General features: G+C 72.3%; 17 protein-coding genes. 3 read left to right on the top strand and 14 right to left on the bottom strand.

Going from position 1 to position 20287, the window contains the following annotated elements:
* Positions 1-129 precede the first annotated feature (129 nt).
* Positions 130-1584 (bottom strand): replication-associated recombination protein A, encoded by a 1455-nt coding sequence (locus ACFVUH_RS15565; RefSeq protein ID WP_387913640.1) that lies wholly within the window; start codon positions 1582-1584, stop codon positions 130-132.
* 75 nt (positions 1585-1659) lie between these two features.
* Entirely contained in the window at positions 1660-2445 is a 786-nt protein-coding gene (gene ppk2, locus ACFVUH_RS15560; RefSeq protein WP_355374484.1) for a polyphosphate kinase 2, read from the bottom strand.
* A 271-nt stretch (positions 2446-2716) separates the two neighbouring features.
* Here ppk2 and ACFVUH_RS15555 point away from each other — a divergent pair, with 271 nt between their 5' ends.
* The gene (locus ACFVUH_RS15555) at positions 2717-3652 is read left to right on the top strand and encodes a LysR family transcriptional regulator (RefSeq protein ID WP_355374407.1); all 936 of its coding nucleotides are present in this window, start codon (positions 2717-2719) and stop codon (positions 3650-3652) included.
* A 22-nt stretch (positions 3653-3674) separates the two neighbouring features.
* Here the strand turns inward: ACFVUH_RS15555 and ACFVUH_RS15550 are convergent, their stop codons facing one another.
* The 4 genes from ACFVUH_RS15550 to ACFVUH_RS15535 form a co-directional block, all read right to left on the bottom strand.
* Entirely contained in the window at positions 3675-4181 is a 507-nt protein-coding gene (locus ACFVUH_RS15550; RefSeq protein WP_355374410.1) for an N-acetyltransferase, read from the bottom strand.
* A gap of 101 nt (positions 4182-4282) precedes the next feature.
* The gene (gene aspS / locus ACFVUH_RS15545) at positions 4283-6073 is read right to left on the bottom strand and encodes an aspartate--tRNA ligase (RefSeq protein ID WP_387913638.1); all 1791 of its coding nucleotides are present in this window, start codon (positions 6071-6073) and stop codon (positions 4283-4285) included.
* The gene (hisS, locus tag ACFVUH_RS15540) at positions 6070-7332 is read right to left on the bottom strand and encodes a histidine--tRNA ligase (protein WP_355374416.1); all 1263 of its coding nucleotides are present in this window, start codon (positions 7330-7332) and stop codon (positions 6070-6072) included. The genes aspS and hisS overlap by 4 nt, the downstream gene beginning before the upstream one ends.
* Before the next feature lie 11 nt (positions 7333-7343).
* Positions 7344-8051 (bottom strand): MBL fold metallo-hydrolase, encoded by a 708-nt coding sequence (locus tag ACFVUH_RS15535; protein WP_355374419.1) that lies wholly within the window; start codon positions 8049-8051, stop codon positions 7344-7346.
* 281 nt (positions 8052-8332) lie between these two features.
* On the opposite strand from ACFVUH_RS15535, the gene ACFVUH_RS15530 reads away from it, so the two are divergent.
* Complete coding sequence (locus ACFVUH_RS15530; RefSeq protein WP_387913635.1) at positions 8333-9166, top strand: peptidylprolyl isomerase; 834 nt, start codon at positions 8333-8335, stop codon at positions 9164-9166.
* A 265-nt stretch (positions 9167-9431) separates the two neighbouring features.
* Complete coding sequence (locus ACFVUH_RS15525) at positions 9432-10661, top strand: DUF349 domain-containing protein (RefSeq protein ID WP_355374425.1); 1230 nt, start codon at positions 9432-9434, stop codon at positions 10659-10661.
* Positions 10662-10752: 91 nt separating this feature from the next.
* Here the strand turns inward: ACFVUH_RS15525 and ACFVUH_RS15520 are convergent, their stop codons facing one another.
* The 8 genes from ACFVUH_RS15520 to ruvC form a co-directional block, all read right to left on the bottom strand.
* On the bottom strand, positions 10753-13191 hold the full coding sequence (locus ACFVUH_RS15520; RefSeq protein ID WP_387913633.1) for a RelA/SpoT family protein: 2439 nt from the start codon (positions 13189-13191) through the stop codon (positions 10753-10755).
* Between the two features lie 204 nt (positions 13192-13395).
* Positions 13396-13947, bottom strand: a complete 552-nt coding sequence (locus tag ACFVUH_RS15515) for an adenine phosphoribosyltransferase (protein WP_355374428.1) — start codon at positions 13945-13947, stop codon at positions 13396-13398.
* Between the two features lie 25 nt (positions 13948-13972).
* Positions 13973-15082 (bottom strand): protein translocase subunit SecF, encoded by a 1110-nt coding sequence (secF, locus tag ACFVUH_RS15510; RefSeq protein ID WP_387913631.1) that lies wholly within the window; start codon positions 15080-15082, stop codon positions 13973-13975.
* Positions 15083-15086: 4 nt separating this feature from the next.
* Positions 15087-16901 carry a protein translocase subunit SecD gene (secD, locus tag ACFVUH_RS15505; protein WP_387913629.1) on the bottom strand — a complete coding sequence of 605 codons (1815 nt, stop codon included), beginning with the start codon at positions 16899-16901 and terminating at the stop codon, positions 15087-15089.
* Positions 16902-17046: 145 nt separating this feature from the next.
* Entirely contained in the window at positions 17047-17472 is a 426-nt protein-coding gene (yajC, locus tag ACFVUH_RS15500; RefSeq protein WP_355374432.1) for a preprotein translocase subunit YajC, read from the bottom strand.
* Between the two features lie 273 nt (positions 17473-17745).
* Entirely contained in the window at positions 17746-18840 is a 1095-nt protein-coding gene (gene ruvB / locus ACFVUH_RS15495) for a Holliday junction branch migration DNA helicase RuvB (protein WP_355374435.1), read from the bottom strand.
* A gap of 88 nt (positions 18841-18928) precedes the next feature.
* The gene (gene ruvA, locus ACFVUH_RS15490) at positions 18929-19540 is read right to left on the bottom strand and encodes a Holliday junction branch migration protein RuvA (protein ID WP_387913627.1); all 612 of its coding nucleotides are present in this window, start codon (positions 19538-19540) and stop codon (positions 18929-18931) included.
* A complete protein-coding gene (gene ruvC / locus ACFVUH_RS15485; protein ID WP_355374441.1) occupies positions 19537-20088 on the bottom strand; it encodes a crossover junction endodeoxyribonuclease RuvC in 552 nt (183 codons plus the stop codon). The genes ruvA and ruvC overlap by 4 nt, the downstream gene beginning before the upstream one ends.
* Positions 20089-20287: the final 199 nt, after the last annotated feature.

Genomic DNA, 20287 nt, shown 5'->3' with positions numbered 1-20287 from the left:
TGCGCGACGCTCCTGGTGCGGACCTCCCGGAGGAGGCCGACGGCCGGTGTCCCGCTGGTGCGGCCGGTCGGCTGGGTCTCCCCCGCCGCCGTCCCGGGACATGGCACTCCGCCCGAGTATACCGGCAGATCACCCGTCCTTTGACCCGGGCTCCTCCTGGCCCTTCGGCTCCCCCGCGGACACCGCCTTCGGCTCCTTCGGCTCCGCCTTGGAAGCACCCTTCGACGCCGCCCTGGGCTCCCCGCGCAGCCGCGCCCTGGTCCACTCCACCACGTCCGCGTAGCGCGCCTCCCCGCCGTGCCGGGTCGGCTGGTAGTACGCCTTGCCGTGCACCGCGTCCGGCGCGTACTGCTGGGCCGCGATGCCCTCCGGCAGGTCGTGCGGGTAGCGGTACCCCTTGCCGTGCCCCAGCTTGCCCGCGCCGCCGTAGTGCGCGTCCCGCAGGTGCGGCGGCACCGGCCCGGCCAGCCCCTGCCGGACGTCCGCGAGCGCCGCGTCGATCGCCAGGTAGGCGGCGTTCGACTTGGGCGCCAGGGCGAGCGCGATGGCCGCCTGGGAGAGGATGATCCGCGCCTCCGGGAAACCGATCAGCGCCACCGCCTGGGCCGCCGACACCGCGGTCTGCAGCGCCGTCGGATCGGCCAGGCCGACGTCCTCGCTGGCCGAGATCATCAGCCGCCGGGCGATGAACCGCGGGTCCTCCCCCGCCTCGATCATCCGGGCCAGGTAGTGCAGCGTGGCGTCCACGTCGCTGCCCCGGATCGACTTGATCAGCGCGCTGGCCACGTCGTAGTGCTGGTCGCCGTCCCGGTCGTAGCGAACGGCTGCGTGGTTGACGGCGGTCTCGGTGGTGGCCAGCGTGATGCTCGCCTCGCCCTTCTCCAGCGCCGCGCCGGCCGCCGCCTCCAGCGTGGTGAGCGCCTTGCGGGCGTCCCCGCCGGCCAGCCGCACCAGGTGGTCCTCGGCCTCCTGGCTCAGCTCCACCGCGCCCTCCAGGCCGCGCTCGTCGGCGACCGCGCGGCGCAGCAGCGCCCGCACGTCGTCGTCGGTCAGCGACTCCAGGGTCAGCAGCAGCGAGCGGGAGAGCAGCGGGGAGATCACCGAGAAGTACGGGTTCTCGGTGGTCGCGGCGATCAGGGTGACCCAGCGGTTCTCCACGGCGGGCAGCAGGGAGTCCTGCTGGGCCTTGGAGAAGCGGTGGATCTCGTCGAGGAACAGCACCGTCTCCCGGCCGGTCATGCCGACCGCGCGGCGGGCGCCGTCGATGACCGCGCGGACCTCCTTGACCCCGGCGGTGATCGCGGACAGCTCGACGAAGCGCCCCTCCACCGCCTGGCTGATGACGTGCGCCAGCGTGGTCTTGCCGGTGCCGGGCGGGCCCCACAGGATCACCGAGCTGGTCGCCGCCGGACCGCGCGAGCCCGCGACCAGCCGGCGCAGCGGGGAGCCGTCCTTGAGCAGTTGCCGCTGGCCGGCCACTTCGTCGAGGGTGCGCGGGCGCATCCGTACGGCGAGCGGCGCGCGGCCGGGCTCCTTGCTCTGGCGTTCCTCGGCGGCGGCGGTGAAGAGGTCCGGTTCGTCCACACCGGAAGCCTATGCGAGCCCGCCGACAGCACGGCCCGGCCGGCGCCCGGCCCGACGCCCCCGCTGCTCGCCGCGCTACTCCCCGAGGCCCGCCGCGTGGTCCGGGACGTAGCGCTGGAGGTCGCGCGGGGGCCGCTGGTAGCCGCGCGAGGCCGGGCGCTGCGGCAGCTCGATCCGCGGCGGCTTCACCTCGCGGTAGGGCAGGGTGGAGAGCAGGTGGGCGATCATGTTGATCCGGGCCCGCCGCTTGTCGTCGCTCTCCACCACGTTCCACGGGGAGTCCGGGGTGTCGGTGTGCAGGAACATCTCGTCCTTGGCCCGCGAGTAGTCCTCCCAGCGGGTGATCGACTCGACGTCCATCGGCGAGAGCTTCCACCGCTTCATCGGGTCGTCGAGACGGTCCCGGAAGCGCCGCTGCTGCTCGGTGTCGCTGACCGAGAACCAGTACTTGCGCAGCAGCAGGCCGGACTCGGTGAGCATCCGCTCGAAGGTCGGGCACTGCTGCAGGAACTGCCAGTACTCCTCCTCGGTGCAGAAGCCCATCACCTTCTCCACCCCGGCCCGGTTGTACCAGCTGCGGTCGAACAGCACGATCTCGCCGGCGGCCGGCAGGTGCTCGACGTAGCGCTGGAAGTACCACTGGGTGCGCTGGCGCTCGGTGGGCGCGGGCAGCGCGGCGACCCGGGCGATGCGCGGGTTCAGAAACTCCGTCACCCGCTTGATCGCGCCGCCCTTGCCGGCCGCGTCACGCCCCTCGAACACCACCACCAGCCGGGCGCCCTCGGCGCGCACCCACTCCTGGAGCTTCACCAGCTCGTGCTGGAGCCGCAGCAGTTCCTGCTCGTAGGGCTTCCTCGCCAGGCGCTCGCCAGGGCCGGTCCGTCCGTCCGGGGCGCTCTGTTCGCGCTGGGCCTTCGCTGCCACCCGGGTGCCTCCGTTCGGTGGGGTGCTGATGACCCTTCACCGTACGTCCTGGAACGTCTTCCCGCAGGTCGGGGGGACCGGCCGGGCAGCGGCCGCCCCCTGAACCGCCGCTGCCCGGCTCCCCCGCGGGCCGGTCCGAGGACCGAGCGACCAACCATGACCCAGACCTGCCGGACGGGTCCAATTTCCGGTTCCATAACCTGGGGGCATGGATGTCGACACCCGCCTGCTGCGCAGTTTCGCCGCGGTCTGCGAGGAGGGTCAGCTGACCGCGGCGGCGGCCCGGCTGTTCGTCTCCCAGCCGACGCTGACCAAACAGATCCGCCAGCTGGAGAGCCTGCTCGGGGTGGAGCTGTTCGAACGGTCGCGGCGCGGCATGGCCCCGACGCGGGCCGGCTGGGCGCTGGCCGCGCACGCCGGGTCGCTGCTGACGGGCTGGGAGGAGGCGCTGCGCGCCACCCGGTCGGCCGCGGCGGACCAGGGCTCGACGCTGCGGGTGGGATTCGAGGGCGGCATCATCAACCTGATGTCCCGGCGCACGGTGACGGACTTCGCCCGCAGGATGCCGGGCTGGCAGGTGGAGCTGCGGCAGAACAACTGGTTCGACCCGACCTCGGGCCTGGCCTCCGGCGAGATCGACCTGACGCTCTGGCACGCCCCGCCGTCGCTCTCCGAGCGGTACGGGGTGGCCGTGCTGGGCGAGGAGGCGCGCTGCGCGGCGCTGCCGGCCGGGCACCGGCTGGCCACCCGTGCGGTGATCGACTTCGAGGAGCTGCTCGACGAGCCCTTCGTGGCGATCCCGCACGAGGCCGGGCACTGGCGCGACTACTGGCTGGCGGTCCGGGAGCGGGGCGGGCGACCTGTGCGGATCGGCGCGGTGGCGCACAACACCGACGAGTGGCTGGCCGCGGTGGTGTGCGGCCAGGGCGTCGGTTTCGCCCCGGAGACGATGAGTCGGCTGGCAGCGCGTGAGGATGTCGCGTACCGGCCGGTGCGGGGGTTGAGCCCGAGCCAGGTCGGGCTGTACTGGCCGAAGGACCGGAAGCCGACGCCCGCCATGACCGCGTTCGTGCGCAGCTGCCGCGCCACGATAGGTCTCGGAGGTAAGCCGGCTCGCTCGGCCTGGACGGCCCCGTCGGGCTAGGGGCCGGCCGTCGGGCTGGGGGCTAGACGGCCTCGAAGGGCTCGGGGTAGTGGCACAGGCCCCGCGGGGAGCCGTCGTACGCGGGCAGCGCGAGCGCCTGGAAGTACTCCCCGGGCACCTCGAACGGACCGCTCACCTCGTGCCGTTGGGCCGGGATGAAGCCGAATCGGCCGTAGTAGTCGGGATCGCCGAGCACGACGACGAGCTTCTCGCCGGCCTCCTCGGCGGCCGTCAGCGCGGCCCTGACCACCAGTTCGCCGACCCCTTTGCGCTGCCACTCGGGAGCCACGGCGACCGGCGCGAGCGCCAGCCCCCGGCCCTCGCCGACCCGCAGCCGGGTGAGCAGCGCGTGGCCGACCACCAGCCCGGAGTCGTCGACCGCGACCACCGACAGGTCGGGCAGCCAGGCCGGGTCGCGGCGCAGTGCGTCGACCAGGTCTGCCTCGTCGGGGCCGGGGAAGGCGGCCATGTGAACACGTCTGGTGGCGGGCGCGTCCTCGGGACACTCGATCCTGGTACTGACCTTCACAGGGGAACCCTCTCTTTGTCGCACACCGTTGTGGACCGGCCCCGGACAGCGGAAAACCGTCCGGGGCCGTGAAAGGTTAGCCGATGTCGGCCGACGGGGTGTCAGGCCTTGGGCTGGCCCTCCGACTTGCCGTCCTCGCGGGCCTTCGGCTGGGCGTCGACGCCGGCCTCGCGCCGCTGCGCCGGGGTGATCGGGGTGGGGGCACCGGTCAGCGGGTCGCCGCCGGTGGACGTCTTCGGGAACGCGATGACGTCCCGGATGGTGTCGTACCCACCGAGCAGGGTGACGATCCGGTCCAGGCCGAAGGCGACGCCACCGTGCGGCGGCGGGCCGTAGTTGAAGGCGTCCAGCAGGAAGCCGAACTGCGAGGCCGCCTCCTCCTCGGAGAGGCCGATCGCGTCGAACGCACGCTTCTGCACGTCCCGCTGGTGGATACGGATCGAACCGCCGCCCAGCTCCGAGCCGTTGAGCACCAGGTCGTAGGCGTTGGACAGGGCGTTGCCCGGGTCGGTGTCGAAGGTGGCCAGCGACTCCGCGGTGGGGGCGGTGAAGGGGTGGTGCACGGCGTGCCAGCCCTGGAAGGCGCCCTTGTCGTCCTCGATCGGCTCGAACATCGGGAAGTCGACGACCCACAGGAAGGCCCACTGGGACTCGTCGATCAGCTCGCAGCGGCGGCCGATCTCCAGACGGGCGGCGCCGAGCAGCTCCTGGGAGGCGCGCTCCTTGCCGGCCGCGAAGAAGATCGCGTCGCCGTTCTTGGCGCCGGCGGCGGCGGCCAGGCCGGCCAGGTGCTCCTCGGAGAGGTTCTTGGCGACCGGGCCGCGCAGCTCGCCGGTCTCGGCGTCGATCAGCACGTAGGCGAGGCCGCGGGCGCCGCGCGCCTTGGCCCAGTCCTGCCAGGCGTCGAGCTGCTTGCGCGGCTGCGAGGCACCGCCGGGCATGACCACGGCGCCGACGTACGGGGCCTGGAAGACCCGGAAGTCGGTGCCCTGGAAGTACCCGGTGAGGTCGGTGAGCTCCTGGCCGAAGCGGACGTCCGGCTTGTCCGAGCCGTAGCGGCCCATGGCGTCGGCGTAGGTCATCCGCGGCAGCGGGTTCGGGATCTCGTAGCCGTGGACCTCGCGCCAGACGGCGCCGATGATCTTCTCGCCGAGGGCCAGGATGTCCTCCTGGTCGACGAAGGAGGCCTCGATGTCCAGCTGGGTGAACTCCGGCTGGCGGTCGGCGCGGAAGTCCTCGTCGCGGAAGCAGCGGGCGATCTGGTAGTAGCGCTCCATGCCGGCCACCATCAGCAGCTGCTTGAACAGCTGGGGCGACTGCGGCAGGGCGTACCAGTGGCCGGGCTGCAGGCGGACCGGGACGAGGAAGTCGCGGGCGCCCTCGGGGGTGGAGCGGGTGAGGTACGGCGTCTCGATGTCGAGGTAGTCGTTCTCCTCCATCACCCGGCGGATGATGTTGTTGACCTTGGAGCGCAGGCGCAGGCCCTTGGCCGGGCCCTCGCGGCGCAGGTCGAGGTAGCGGTAGCGGAGGCGCACCTCCTCGTTGACCGTGCCGGGCTCGTACTCGGCGACCGGGAACGGCAGCGGCGCGGCCTCGGAGAGGACCTCGATCTCGCTGACGACGACCTCGACGGCGCCGGTCGGGATGTCCGGGTTCTCGTTGCCCTCGGGCCGCACCCGGACGTCGCCGACCACCTTGACGCAGTACTCGGCCCGCAGGCCGTGCACCGAGTCGAGGTCGCGGACCACGATCTGCACGGTGCCGGAGGCGTCGCGCAGGTCGATGAAGGCCACGCCGCCGTGGTCGCGGCGGCGGGCGACCCAGCCGGCCAGGGTGACGGTGGTGCCTGCGTGCTCCGGGCGGAGCGTGCCCGCGTCGTGCGTGCGGATCACAGCTGCTTCTCCTTCAGGGTGGTGACGAGTGCGTCGAGGGCGACGGGGTTCTGCTCGCCGGTGGTGAGGTCCTTGAGCTGGACGACGCCCTCGGCGAGGTCGCGCTCCCCCGCGACGAGGGCGAAGCGGGCGCCGGAACGGTCGGCGGACTTCATGGCGTTCTTGATGCTCTTGACGCCGAAGGCGAGGTCGGTGGCGACGCCGGCCCGGCGCAGCTCGATCACCTTGGCGAACAGGACGTTCTTGGCCTCCTCGCCGAGCGCGACGGCGTACACGGAGGTGGCGGCCGGCAGGTCGAGGGTGACGCCCTCGGCCTCCAGGGCCAGGAAGGTGCGGTCCACGCCGAGCGCCCAGCCGACCGAGGGCAGCGCCGGGCCGCCGATCATCTCGGACAGGCCGTCGTAGCGGCCGCCTCCGCCGATCGCGGACTGGGCGCCGAGGCCGTTGTGCACGAACTCGAAGGTGGTCCGGGTGTAGTAGTCCAGGCCGCGGACCAGCTTGGGGTCGTCGACGAAGGCGACGCCGTTCGCGGTCAGCAACTCGCGGACCTTCTCGTCGTAGGCCTTGCAGTCCTCGCAGAGGTAGTCGCGCAGCATCGGGGCGCCGCCGAGCTGGGCCTGCACGTCCGCGCGCTTGTCGTCCAGCACCCGCAGCGGGTTGATCTCGGCGCGGCGGCGGGTGTCCTCGTCGAGGTCCAGGCCGGCCAGGAACTCGACCAGGGCGGCGCGGTAGACCGGGCGGCACTGCTTGTCGCCGAGGCTGTTGAGCAGCAGGCGGTAGTCGCTCAGGCCGAGCGTGCGGAAGGCGTCGTCGGCCAGGATGATCAGCTCGGCGTCCAGTGCCGGGTCCTCGGCGCCGATCGCCTCCGCGCCGACCTGCGAGAACTGGCGGTAGCGGCCCTTCTGCGCCCGCTCGTAGCGGTAGTAGGAGCCGGAGTACCAGAGCTTGACCGGCAGGTTGCCCTGCTTGTGCAGGTTGGCCTGGAGCGCGGCGCGCAGCACGGAGGCGGTGCCCTCGGGGCGCAGCGCGAGCTCGTCGCCGCCCTTGGTGGTGAGGGTGTACATCTCCTTGCTGACGATGTCCGTCGACTCGCCGACGCCGCGGGAGAACAGCTTGACGTCCTCGAAGACCGGGGTCTCGATGTACCCGTAACCGGCCCGGCGGGCCGGGGCGGCGATCGCCTCGCGGACCGCCAGGAAGGTCGCCGAGCTGGGCGGCAGCAGGTCGTAGGTGCCCTTGGGGGCGGTGAAGGTGCTCAACTTCTCTTCCGTCACATTCCTCGTCGCGGGAAAGCCGGGGCGCCGGCCGCCCCCGCTGCCTGCCGGAGGTAGGGGTTGGTGGCGCGCTCGCGGCCGATGGTGGTCTGTCCGCCGTGGCCGGAGAGGACCACGGTGGCGTCGTCGAGGGGCAGGCACACCCGGGCCAGCGAGCGCAGGATCGCCTCGCCGTCCCCGCCCGGGAGGTCGGTTCGCCCTATGGAGCCGGCGAAGAGCAGGTCGCCCGAGAAGAGCACCGGGGGAAGGTCCTCGGCGCCGGGCGTCCGGAACGTCACCGACCCCTTGGTATGGCCGGGGGCGTGGTCGACGGTGAGGGACAGGCCGGCCAGTTCCAGCACGCTGCCGTCGGTGAGCTCGCGCACGTCGTCGGGCTCGCCGACGGTCAGCTCGCCCATCAGCTGGGTGCCCAGGGAGCGGCCGAGCGCCTTCTCCGGGTCGCTCATCATGTAGCGGTCCTCGGGGTGGATCCAGGCCGGCACGCCCTTGGCGCCGCAGACCGGGACCACGGAGGCGACGTGGTCGATGTGGCCGTGGGTGAGCAGCACCGCGACCGGCTTGAGCCGGTGCTCGCGGACCAGTTCGTCGACGCCGGCGGCGGCCTGGTGGCCCGGATCGACGATGACGCACTCCTCGCCCGGCCCCGGCGCGACCAGGTAGCAGTTGGTGCCCCAGGCTCCAGCGGGGAATCCGGCGATGAACACGCGCGTCCTTCGGTGTCGGTCTTCGGGGTCTTCGGCGTTCCTCGCCGTGGCGGCTACGGCTGCGGCTACGAACTGTGATGTAGGGGCAGCCTACCGGCGGTGCGGGCCCGGTTGCGAACCAGATCGGCGTGACAGGTTCACTTCGGGCTGAACGGTTCACCCCGTTCTTACGGTCGCGGTCCCTACACTTGGCCGCCGATGAGTGCGATGATCCGCATCGGCGTCGCACACAGACGAAGCCCCCACATCCGCGATCAGCACATCCGTAGGAGACAGAGCCGGTGGTCAGCAGCGAACAGCGGCGGCGGCAGCTCGCCCGGGACAAGTACGAGCGCCAGCAGGAGCGCCGGCTCGCCGCGGCGGCCGCGCGCAAGCGGCGCAACACGATCCTCGGCGCGTCACTCGCCGTGGTCGTGCTGGCGGGTGGTGGCACCCTCTTCGCGACCGGCGCGTTCGACTCGGACGACAAGAAGAAGGACGGCGCCACCGCGCAGGCCGCGCCGACCCCGACCGAGCCCAGCGTGCCGACCCGCAAGCCGGTCGAGGGCTGCGGGGAGCCGGCGCCGGGCACCCCGAACGGCAAGCAGTGGCAGGCCGAGCCGGCCATGACCGTCGACACCAAGGCCACGTACAACGTGACCCTGGACACCAACTGCGGCAAGGTGACGCTGGCGCTGGACGCCGCCAAGGCGCCGCACACGGTGAACTCCTTCGCCTTCCTGGCCGGCGAGCAGTACTTCGACCACACCAAGTGCCACCGGCTCACCACCGGCGGCATCTTCGTGCTGCAGTGCGGCGACCCGACCGCCAGTGCCACCGCTCCCGGCGGCACCGGCGGCCCCGGCTACAAGTTCGCCGACGAGAACCTCACCGGCGCCAAGTACCCGGCCGGCACCGTGGCGATGGCCAACGCCGGCCCGGGCACCAACGGCAGCCAGTTCTTCCTGGTCTACAAGGACACCGAGCTGTCGCCGAACTACACCCCGTTCGGCACGATCACCGGCGGTCTGGACGTGCTCCAGAAGATCGCCGCCGCGGGCACCCTGGAGGGTGGCGGGGACGGCCACCCGATGGCCGACGTCACCCTCAACTCGGTGACCGCCGCCAAGGGTTGACCTGCTCCGGGGCGGTCCGGGGGCGCCGTCGCGGCATCCCCGGGCCGCCCCGGACCGAAATCGCCCGGCCCGGATGCGGACAGCACCGGGCCTGGTCGCCTATGTTGGCGTTGTATAGGGTGCCCAGACCCGCCGGCCGTCACCCTCGGCAGCAGAAGAACACGGCGGACGGGGACGGCGGACTCATCGGTCCGCCGCACATCAACTGTGGACGACGGACGCGTACCGCCCCGGCGCGGGCGCGACGTCATGTGGAGGACGCGCTATGAGCAGCGACCCGTGGGGCCGTGTCGACGAGCAGGGCACGGTCTACGTCAGGACCGCGGACGGCGAACGCGTCGTCGGCTCCTGGCAGGCCGGCTCGCCCGAGGAGGCGCTCGCCTACTTCGAGCGCAAGTACCAGGGCATCGAGGTGGAGATCGGCCTGCTGGAGAAGCGGGTGCGCACCACCGACCTGGCCGCCAAGGACGCCCAGGCCGCCCTGGAGCACCTGCGCGAGCAGGTCACCGAGGCGCACGCGGTGGGCGACCTGGCGGCACTGGCCCAGCGGCTGGACACGCTCGCCGGCGAGATCGAGAGCCGTCGCGAGCAGCGCAAGGTCGCCCGGGCCAAGGCCCAGGACGAGACCCGCACCGCCAAGGAGGCGCTGGTCGCGGAGGCCGAGCAGCTCGCCGAGTCCACCCAGTGGCGGGAGGCCGGCGACCGGCTGCGCGCCCTGGTGGACACCTGGAAGGGCCTGCCCCGGCTGGACCGCAAGAGCGACGACGAGCTGTGGCACCGCTTCTCGCACGCCCGCTCGGTCTTCTCCAAGCACCGCAAGTCGCACTTCGCGGCGCTGGACGCCGAGCGCGAGCAGGCCCGGCTCACCAAGGAGCAGCTGGTCGCCGAGGCCGAGGCGCTCTCCTCGTCGACCGAGTGGGGCGACACCGCGGCCGGCTACCGCGACCTGATGGCGCGCTGGAAGGCCGCCGGCCGCGCCCAGCGCGACGTCGAGGACGAGCTGTGGGCGCGGTTCCGCGGCGCCCAGGACGTCTTCTTCCAGGCGCGCAGCGCGGTGTTCAGCGAGCGTGACGCCGAGCAGGTCGCCAACCAGAAGCTCAAGGAGGCGCTGGCGGCCGAGGCCGAGACGATCCTGCCGATCACCGACCTCAAGGCGGCCAAGGCGGCGCTGCGCGAGGTCAACGAGCGCTGGGAGGCGATCGGCCACGTGCCGCGCGACGTCCGCCCGAAGCTGGACGGCCGGCTGAACGCGGTCGAGCGCGCCATCCGCGAGGCCGAGGACGCCGAGTGGAAGCGCTCCAACCCGGAGGCCAAGGCCCGCGCGGCCGGCATGGCCGGCCTGTTCCAGGCCAAGGCGGACAAGCTGCGCACCGACCTGGACAAGGCCCGCGCGGCCGGCAACGCCGCCAAGGCGGCCAAGCTGGAGTCGGAGCTGGCCGGCGTCCAGGAGCTGCTGGAGCAGGTGCACCGAGGCCAGGAGGAGTTCAGCGGCTGATCCGGCCGCGGACACCACGCGAAGGGCCCCCGGGGAGCGATCCCCGGGGGCCCTTCGCGTCGCACGGCCGCGTGCGGCTCGTGCGGCTCGGCTACTTGCGGGCCGAGGTGACGCGGTAGACGTCGTAGACGCCCTCGACGCCGCGGACCGCCTTGAGGACGTGGCCCAGGTGCTTGGGGTCGCCCATCTCGAAGGTGAAGCGGCTCATCGCCACCCGGTCGCGGGAGGTCTGCACCGCCGCCGACAGGATGTTGACGTGCTGGTCGGACAGCACCCGGGTGACGTCCGAGAGCAGCCGGGAGCGGTCCAGCGCCTCGACCTGGATGGCCACCAGGAAGACCGACGACTGGGTGGCCGCCCAGTCGACCTCGATCATCCGCTCGGGCTGCTGGCTGAGCGCGTCGACGTTGACGCAGTCGGCGCGGTGCACCGAGACGCCGTTGCCGCGGGTGACGAAGCCGACGATGGCATCGCCCGGCACCGGGGTGCAGCAGCGCGACAGCTTGACCCAGACGTCCTCGACGCCCTTGACGATCACACCCGGGTCGCCCTTGGCCCGGCGGCGCACCGCGCGCCGGTTGTCGTGGGTCGGGGTGGCCGTCTCGGCGAGGTCCTCGGTAGCACCCTCCTCGCCGCCGAGCGCCTGCACCAGCTTCTGGACGATGCTCTGCGCGGTGACGTGGCCCTCGCCGATCGCCGCGTACAGCGAGGAGATGTCCGGGTAGCGCATCTCGTGGGCGAGGGTGACCAGCGAGTCGCCGGTGAGGATCCGCTGGATCGGCAGGCCCTGCTTGCGCATCGCGCGGGCGATGGCCTCCTTGCCCTGCTCGATCGCCTCCTCGCGGCGCTCCTTGGAGAACCAGGCGCGGATCTTGTTGCGGGCGCGCGGGGACTTGACGAAGCCCAGCCAGTCCCGGGACGGCCCGGCGTTCTCCGCCTTGGAGGTGAACACCTCGACGGTGTCGCCGTTCTCCAGGGTCGACTCCAGCGGCACCAGCCGCCCGTTCACCCGGGCCCCGATGGTGCGGTAACCGACCTCGGTGTGCACCGCGAACGCGAAGTCCACCGGGGTGGCCCCGGCCGGCAGGGCTATGACGTCGCCCTTGGGGGTGAAGACGAAGACCTCGTTGCTGGCCAGGTCGAAGCGGAGCGACTCCAGGAACTCGCTGGGGTCGGCGGTCTCCTTCTGCCAGTCCAGCAGCTGCCGCAGCCAGGCCATCTCGTTGACGGCGCCGGCCTTGTCGTCCTTGCGGGTCTGGGTCGGGGTGTCGGTGCGCACCTTGGACGCGCCGGCCACCGCGCGCTGCTTGTACTTCCAGTGCGCGGCGATGCCGTACTCGGCGCGGCGGTGCATGTCGAAGGTGCGGATCTGCAGCTCGACGGGCTTGCCCCCGGGACCGATCACCGTGGTGTGCAGCGACTGGTACATGTTGAACTTGGGCATCGCGATGTAGTCCTTGAACCGCCCCGGCACCGGGTTCCACCGCGCGTGGATGGTGCCCAGCGCCGCGTAGCAGTCGCGGACGGTGTCGACCAGGACCCGGATGCCCACCAGGTCGTAGATCTCGGCGAAGTCCCGGCCCCGGACGATCATCTTCTGGTAGACCGAGTAGTAGTGCTTCGGCCGGCCGGTGACGGAGGCGGTGATCCGGGCGCCGCGCAGGTCGCCCTGGACCTGGTCGATGACGGTCGCCAGGTACTCGTCCCGCTTGGGGGCGCGCTCGGCGACCAGCCGGACGATCTCGTCGTACATCTTGGGGTAGAGGATCGCGAAGGCGAGGTCCTCCAGCTCCCACTTGATGGTGTTCATGCCCAGCCGGTGCGCCAGCGGGGCGTAGATCTCCAGGGTCTCGCGGGCCTTCTTCTCCTGCTTCTCCCGCTTGAGGTAGCGCATGGTGCGCATGTTGTGCAGGCGGTCGGCCAGCTTGATCACCAGGACCCGGGGGTCCTTGGCCATCGCGACGACCATCTTGCGCACCGTCTCGGCCTGGGCGGCCTCGCCGAACTTGACCCGGTCCAGCTTGGTGACGCCGTCCACCAGCAGGGCCACCGAGTCGCCGAAGTCCTTGCGCAGGGTCTCCAGGCCGTAGTCGGTGTCCTCGACGGTGTCGTGCAGCAGCCCGGCCATCAGGGTCGGGGCGTCCATGCCGAGCTCGGCCAGGATGGTCGCGACCGCCAGTGGGTGGGTGATGTACGGGTCGCCGCTCTTGCGCTTCTGCCCGCGGTGCCACTTCTCGGCGACCGCGTACGCCTTCTCGATGTCGCGCAGCAGCGCCGGGTCGGCCTTGGGGTCGTTGGCCCGGATGGAGCGGAAGAGCGGCTCCAGCACGGGGTTGAGCACGCTGGAGCGCTGGCCGCCGAGGCGGGCGAGGCGGGCCCGCATGCCGCCGGCGGAGGCGGCCCGGCCGACCGGGGCGGACGGGCGGGACGGGGTCGGCGCCGGGCGTGCCGGGGTGGCCCCCGAGGCCGTGGGCCGGTTCTCGGGGGCGGCCGCAGCCGCCGTGGGCACAACCTCGTCGGGCAAGGACACTCCTCAGGGCGCTCGGCCTGCCCCCCGCGGGCGCCGCACGGCTCGCGCAACCGGGAGGGGATGAATCTTCATGGTACCGAGCCCGGCGTCAGGACGTTCGGTCGGCCGGGCCCGCACACGTGGCGGACACACGCCTGACACAACGGCGGGCGGCGGCCGGAGCATTCCGACCGCCGCCCGCCGTTCGATGGGCCCTGCGGGACTTCAGACCGTGACCAGCGTCTCCAGCGGAGCACTGCCCAGGTGCGGCGCCAGCCGCTCGCGGCCGTCGAGGAAGCCCAGCTCCATCAGCACGACCACACCGGCCAGCTCGGCCCCGGCCTCCTTGACCAGGTCCAGCGAGGCACCGATGGTCCCGCCGGTGGCGAGCACGTCGTCCACCACCAGCACCCGCTCACCGGGCGCGAAGGCGTCGCACTGGACCTCCAGCGTCGCCGAGCCGTACTCCAGCTCGTAGGAGCGGCGGAACACCTCGCCGGGCAGCTTGCCCTGCTTGCGGATCGGCACGAAGCCGAGCCCGGCCGCGAAGGCCGCCGGGGCGGCCAGGACGAAACCGCGCGCCTCCAGGCCGACCACCTTGGTGGCCCCGAGCTCCGCGGCCCGGCCGGCGAGCGCCCGGGTGAGCGCGCCGAAGGCCTCGGCGTCGGCGAGCAGCGGCGCGATGTCCTTGAACAGCACGCCCGGCTTCGGGTAGTCCTGGACGTCCCGGATCCGGCTGGTGAGCAGCTCGGCCAGGGGGGTGTCGGCGGTGGTCACGAAGGGTCCTTACGGTCGGCGGCGGTCAGCGCTTGGTGGACGGACGGCCCTTGGCACGCGTGGTGCCGGCCGGGCGCCCGCGCTGACCGACCATACCCGCCGGCAGGTCCTCGTCGGCGATCTCCTCGGCCTCGCCCGCCTCGCCGGCCTCCTTGGCCGCGGCGGCCTTGGCGTCGGCGGCGCGGCGCTGGGCGACCCGCTTGGCCAGGGCCTTCATCTCCGGCGCCTCCTCCTTGAGCTGCGCGAGCAGCGGGGTGGCGACGCAGATCGACGAGTAGGCACCGGCGGCCAGACCGATGAACAGCGCCAGCGAGATGTCGTTCAGGGTGCCGGCGCCCAGCAGGCCGCCGCCGATGAACAGCAGCGCCGCCACCGGGAGCAGCGCGACCACGGTGGTGTTGAGCGAGCGGACCAGGGTCTGGTTGAGGCCCGCGTTGGCCGCGTCGCTGTAGGTGAGCTTGTTCTGCTTGGTGATCCCCTTGGTGTTCTCCTTCACGGTGTCGAAGACGACGACCGTGTCGTAGAGGGAGTAACCGAGGATGGTCAGGAAGCCGATCACGGTGCCCGGGGTGACCTCGAAGCCCACCAGGGCGTAGACGCCGATGGTGATCAGGAGGTCGTGGATGAGGGCGACCAGGGCGGCCACCGCCATCCGCCACTCGAAGGCGATCGCCAGGTAGATCGTCACCAGGATCATGAAGATGACCAGGCCGGTGAGCGCCTTGTTGGAGATCTGCTCACCCCAGCTGGGGCCGATCACCTGGGCCTCGATCTCGCCGACCGGGACGCCGAGCTCCTGCGAGAGCTTGCCGGTGACCTCGGCGGAAGTGGTCTTGTCCTCCGAGGAGACCTGGATGCGGATCTTGCCGTTGTCGGTCGACTGCACCAGCGGGTGCGAGGAGACGATCTTGTCGACCGCCTCCTGGGTCTGCGACACCGTCAGGCCCGGCTTGGTCACGGTGTAGACCGAGCCGCCCTTGAACTCGATGCCCAGGTGCAGGCCCATCGCCAGGCCGATCCCGGCGACCAGGACGATCACCGCGGAGATGCTGTACCAGAGCTTGCGCCGGCCGACGAAGTCGAAGCTGATTTCGCCCTGGTAGAGCTTGTGGCCCAGATTGGAGAAGCGCGACACGGTGTCAGGCCCCCTTCACGGCGGCGGAGGACGAGGGGGAACGACGGCGGGTGCTGCGCAGCGGCGGGCGGGCGCCCAGCCGCTTCGGGTCCAGGCCGGACCACGGGTGACCCTCGGAGAAGAACTTCCGGCGGGCCAGCAGCGTGATCAGCGGCTTGGTGAACAGGAAGATGACGACGACGTCGAGCGCCGTGGTCAGGCCCAGCGTGAACGCGAAGCCCTGCACCTTGCCGACCGAGACCAGGTAGAGCACGGCGGCACAGAGGAAGGAGACGAAGTCCGACACCAGGATGGTGCGCCGGGCGCGCGGCCAGGCCCGCTGGACCGCCGGGCGCAGCGAGGCGCCCTCGCGGACCTCGTCGCGGATGCGCTCGAAGTACACGATGAAGGAGTCGGCGGTGATACCGATCGCGACGATGGCGCCGCAGACCGCCGGCAGGTTCAGCGCGAAGCCGATCCCCGCGCCGAGCAGGCTCATGATCGAGTAGGTCAGCGCCGCCGAGACGAGCAGACCGGCGATCGAGATCAGGCCCAGGCCCCGGTAGTAGAGCAGCGAGTAGGCGACCACCAGGATCATGCCGATCAGACCGGCGATCAGACCGGCCTTCAGCTGGTCACCGCCGAGCTGCGGGGAGACGGTGGTGACGTCGCTGGTGGTGAACTCCAGCGGCAGGGCGCCGAAGCTCAGCACGTTGGCCAGGCTCTGCGCCTCGGTCTGGCTGAAGTTGCCGGAGATCACGGCCGAGCCGCCGGGGATGGCGCTGCGCACGTACGGGTGGGAGACGACCTGGCCGTCCAGCACGATGGCGAACTGGTTGGTCGGGTCGGGCTGGGTGGCGAGCTGACCGGTGACGGCGGTGAACGCGTCGGTGCCCTTGCCGTTGAACTGCAGCTGGACCTGCCAGCCGCCGCCCTGCTGGGTGTCGATGGTGGCCTGCGCCTTGGAGACGTCCGCCCCCATGACCGCGACCGGGCCCAGCGCCAGCTTGTAGTAGGCGCCGTTCTCGTCCTTCTGCGTGCAGGCGACGGTCGGCGCGCCCTCGGCGCTCTGGTAGTTCTTGTTCCGCTGCTCCGGCTTGGTGCAGTCCAGCGAGCCGAACTGGGCGGCCAGCTCCGGCGGGACGGTGCCCGAGGTCATCGCCGCGGAGAGGTCCGGCGTGGCCGCCGGGTCGGTCGCGGCGGCGCTCGGGGCGCCGGTGGCGGCGGGGGTGCCGGCGGTGGTGGCCGCGGGGGTGGTCGGGTTGTCGGCCGCGAGGGCCTCACCGGCCGGGCGGCCCTGCTTGGTGGCGCTCGCACTCGGCGTACCGGTCGCGGCGGCGCTCGGGGTGCCGGTGGCGGCCGCGGTCCCGCTCGGGGTGGCGGCGGCGCTCGGGGTACCGCTCGCGCCCGCGGACGGGGTCGCGGTCGGCGCCGGGGCCTGGATTCCGCTGGGGGCCAGGGCCAGGACCGGGCGGAAGTAGAGCTTCGCGGTGGTGCCGACCTGGTCGGCGGCGCTCTGCTTGTCACCGCCCTTGGGGATGTTCACGATGATGTTGCGGTCGCCCTGGGTCTGGACCTCCGCCTCGGAGACGCCCATACCGTTGACGCGCTGCTCGATGATCCCGGTGGCGATGTCCATGTTGGACTTGTTGATCGCCTTGGGGTCGGTCGACTTCGCGCTCAGCGTGATGCTGGTACCGCCGGCGAGGTCGATACCGAGCCGGGGCTTGGTGTTGCCCGTCCCGAACATGAGGGCGACCAGTCCGACGGTGACGACCAGGATGAGGGCCAGCGCCCGCCCTGGGTAACCGTCGCGCGGGCGCGACTTGGGTGTTGCCACCTTGCTCGTTTCTCCCTGTCCATGCCACTTCCCCCCACCGACCCCCGCCCAGCACGCGGCTGGGCGGGGTAATGGCGGAACTGCGGCCCTGAGTCCTGTGGGCTCGCGGCACAACGCCGCGCAGCCGGGCGGGTGCCCGACCGTACTACTTGCTCGCGGGAGCCCCGCCCTCGGCCTCGGCCTTCGCGTCGCCCTTGTCGGCGTCGTCCTTGCTGAACGACAGCGGCTTCGCGTCGGCCGACCCGGCCTCGACCTCGACGTCCTCGTCCGAGGCGTCGACCCCCTCGTCCTCGGCCGGGCGACCGTTGATGATCGCGTCGTACTCGGCGGGGTCCAGAACCGCCGCGATCGCGTTCTTGGTGAAGTGGGTGACCACGCCCGGCGCGATCTCCAGCTCGACGGTCTCCTCGTTGACCGCCTTCACCTGCGCGTACAGGCCGCCGATGGTCCGCACGCCCGCCCCCGGCTCGAGCGCCGTCTGCATCTGGGTCATCTGCGCCTGGCGCTTCTTCTGCGCCCGGAACATGAGCACGATGGCGAGGATCGGGAGGAGGAGGATGATGAGGTTCACTGCAGCCAGGGTCCTTTACGGGCCGCCGGCCGGCGGCCTGTGTGGTAATGGTCGTCCCGTCGGGTGAGAGGGGCGGTCCGGCGGAGTCTAGGCGACCCCGAACTGATCGGACAACGCCAAGCATCGCATCATGCCGCCGAAAGTGGCGACCCTCCGCCTGCACAGTTTCCCCGGACTTCTTCCCCGACTTCCGCAGGCGCCCCGGGCGGCGGACGCACATGGTCCGCACACGCTCCGACATCACCCGTTCGGCCCTGACCGGGCGGCGCGTCGTCAGCCCTGGCCGGATCCGCCCTCCCCGTCCGGGGCGAACAGCTCCGGCTGGGGGGCCGCCGCGGCGCGTCCGGGCTGCGCCGGCGGGGTGAGCCCCAGGTGCCGCCAGGCCGCGGCGGTGGCGATCCGCCCGCGCGGGGTGCGGGCCAACAGACCCTCGCGGACCAGGAACGGTTCGGCGACCTCCTCGACCGTCTCGGCCTCCTCCCCCACCGCGACCGCCAGGGTCGACAGCCCGACCGGGCCGCCGCCGAACAGCCGCAGCAGCGCGTCCAGCACCGCCCGGTCCAGCCGGTCCAGACCACGGGCGTCCACCTCGTAGACGTCCAGCGCCTGGCCCGCGATCGCGGGGGTGATCACGCCGTCGTGCCGCACCTGCGCGTAGTCGCGCACCCGGCGCAGCAGCCGGTTGGCGATGCGCGGCGTGCCACGGGAGCGGCCGGCGATCTCGGCGGCGCCGGCCGGGTCGATCTCCACGTCCAGCAGCGCGGCCGAGCGGTGCACCACCCGCTGCAGCTCGGCGGGCGCGTAGAACTCCATGTGTCCGGTGAAGCCGAAGCGGTCACGCAGCGGCGGCGGAAGCAGACCGGCCCGGGTGGTCGCGCCGACCAGGGTGAACGGCGGCAGCTCCAGCGGGATGGCGGTCGCGCCGGGCCCCTTGCCGACGATCACGTCGACCCGGAAGTCCTCCATCGCCATGTAGAGCATCTCCTCGGCGGGCCGGGACATCCGGTGGATCTCGTCGAGGAACAGCACCTCCCCCTCGGCGAGCGAGGAGAGGATCGCCGCGAGGTCGCCCGCGTGCTGGATCGCCGGCCCCGAGGTGATCCGGATCGGGGCGCCCAGCTCGGCCGCGATGATCATCGACAGGGTGGTCTTGCCGAGCCCGGGCGGGCCGCTGAGCAGCACGTGGTCGGGGGCCGCGCCGCGCTTGCGGGCCGCCTGCAGTACCAGCGACAACTGCTCGCGCACCCGCTCCTGGCCGATGAACTCGTCCAGCAGCCGGGGGCGCAGCGCCGCCTCGACGGCCTGGTCCTCACCGTCGGCGGCGGCGGTCACCAGCCGGTCGGCGGGCTCGGAGTCGTACGGGCTCATCGGAGGCGGCTCCCACATCGGTGTCGTCGGCGTTGTCGGCGTCCTCGGCGTCGGCGGTGTCGACAAAAGGACAGGTCGTCAGATGGCTTCAGCGAGAACGGTTGAGTCCGCGCAGCGCCAGCCGCAGCAGCGCGCCGACGTCCGGCACCGGCTGCGCCTCGGCCTGCGGGGTGACGGCGGCGACCGCCTCGTCCGCCTCGCGCGGCGCGTAGCCGAGGCCGACCAGGGCGGAGTGCAGCTGCTCGCTCCACGGCGCCGGCCCGGTGGCGACCGGCTTCTGCGCGGGGACCGCGCCGTGCGGGGCGCCCAGCTTGTCCTTGTACTCCAGCAGCAGCTTGGCCGCCTTGGCCTTGCCGATGCCGGGCACCGCCACCAGCGCCTTCTCGTCGCCGTTCGCGACCGCGAGGCGCAGCGCGTCGGGGCTGTGCACACCCAGGATCGCCTGGGCGAGCTTGGGGCCGACGCCCGGCGCCGCCTGCAGGATCTCGAAGATCGCCCGCTCGTCGTCGTCCGCGAAGCCGAACAGGGTCAGCGAGTCCTCCCGGACCACCAACGAGGTCGCCAGCCGGGCCGGCTCCCCCAGCCGCAGAGCGGCCATGGTGTTCGGGGTGCACTGCACGGCCATGCCGACCCCGCCGACCTCGACCACCGCGACGCCGCCGGACAGCGCCGCCACGGGTCCTTGCACGAAGGCGATCATCGGATGGTTCCTCTCGGGCCGTGCGGGGAGCTGGTACGGGCCGCCAGGATCGCGGCCTCCAGGCGGTTGGCGGCGCCGCCGCGCCAGATGTGGCAGATGGCCAGCGCCAGCGCGTCGGCGGCGTCGGCCGGTTTGGGGGGCGCGTCCAGCCGCAGCAGCCGCTGCACCATGGCCGTGACCTGCGCCTTGTCGGCCCGGCCCGAGCCGGTGACGGCGGCCTTGACCTCGCTGGGGGTGTGCAGGGTGACCGGTATGCCGCGCCGGGTCGCGCAGAGCATCGCCACCGCGCTGGCCTGCGCCGTGCCCATCACGGTGCGGACGTTGTGCTGGGCGAAGACCCGCTCGACGGCCACCAGGTCGGGCCGGTGCTCGTCCAGCCAGGCCTCGATACCCTGCTCGACCAACAGCAGCCGGTGCCCGATCTCCGCCTCGGCGGGGGTGCGCACCACACCGACGCCGGCCATCCGCAGCGGCCGGCCCGGCGCGCCCTCGACCACGCCGACGCCGCACCTGGTCAGCCCAGGGTCGACACCCAGCACCCGTACCAAGGCTCCCCCTCCCCTCACGATCTCCTCCGACCTGCGAAGGCTACCCGCCACCACCGACAGCGCCCCGAACGACACCGGCCCGGGGGGGGGGGGGGGCCCCGGGGGGGGGGGGGGGGGGGGGGCCCGCGGGGGGGGGGGGGGCCCACCCCCACGCGGTTGTTGTTGTTTTGGGAGAAGATGATGAAGAAGAGGCTGGTCA

Origin of the sequence: Kitasatospora sp. NPDC058032 (assembly GCF_042885845.1) — a bacterium.
In the GTDB taxonomy this organism is placed as follows: domain Bacteria; phylum Actinomycetota; class Actinomycetes; order Streptomycetales; family Streptomycetaceae; genus Kitasatospora.
Note: the sequence above shows the minus strand (reverse complement) of the source record. Positions and strands in the feature narration are given on the sequence as shown.

Bases quoted from the DNA above. Each gene is read 5' to 3' on its own strand.
- ACFVUH_RS15555 (WP_355374407.1), top strand. From the start codon at position 2,717: ATGGATGTCGACACCCGCCTGCTGCGCAGTTTCGCCGCGGTCTGCGAG.
- ACFVUH_RS15525 (WP_355374425.1), top strand. From the start codon at position 9,432: ATGAGCAGCGACCCGTGGGGCCGTGTCGACGAGCAGGGCACGGTCTAC.
- ruvB (WP_355374435.1), bottom strand. From the start codon at position 18,840: ATGAGCCCGTACGACTCCGAGCCCGCCGACCGGCTGGTGACCGCCGCC.
- ruvA (WP_387913627.1), bottom strand. From the start codon at position 19,540: ATGATCGCCTTCGTGCAAGGACCCGTGGCGGCGCTGTCCGGCGGCGTC.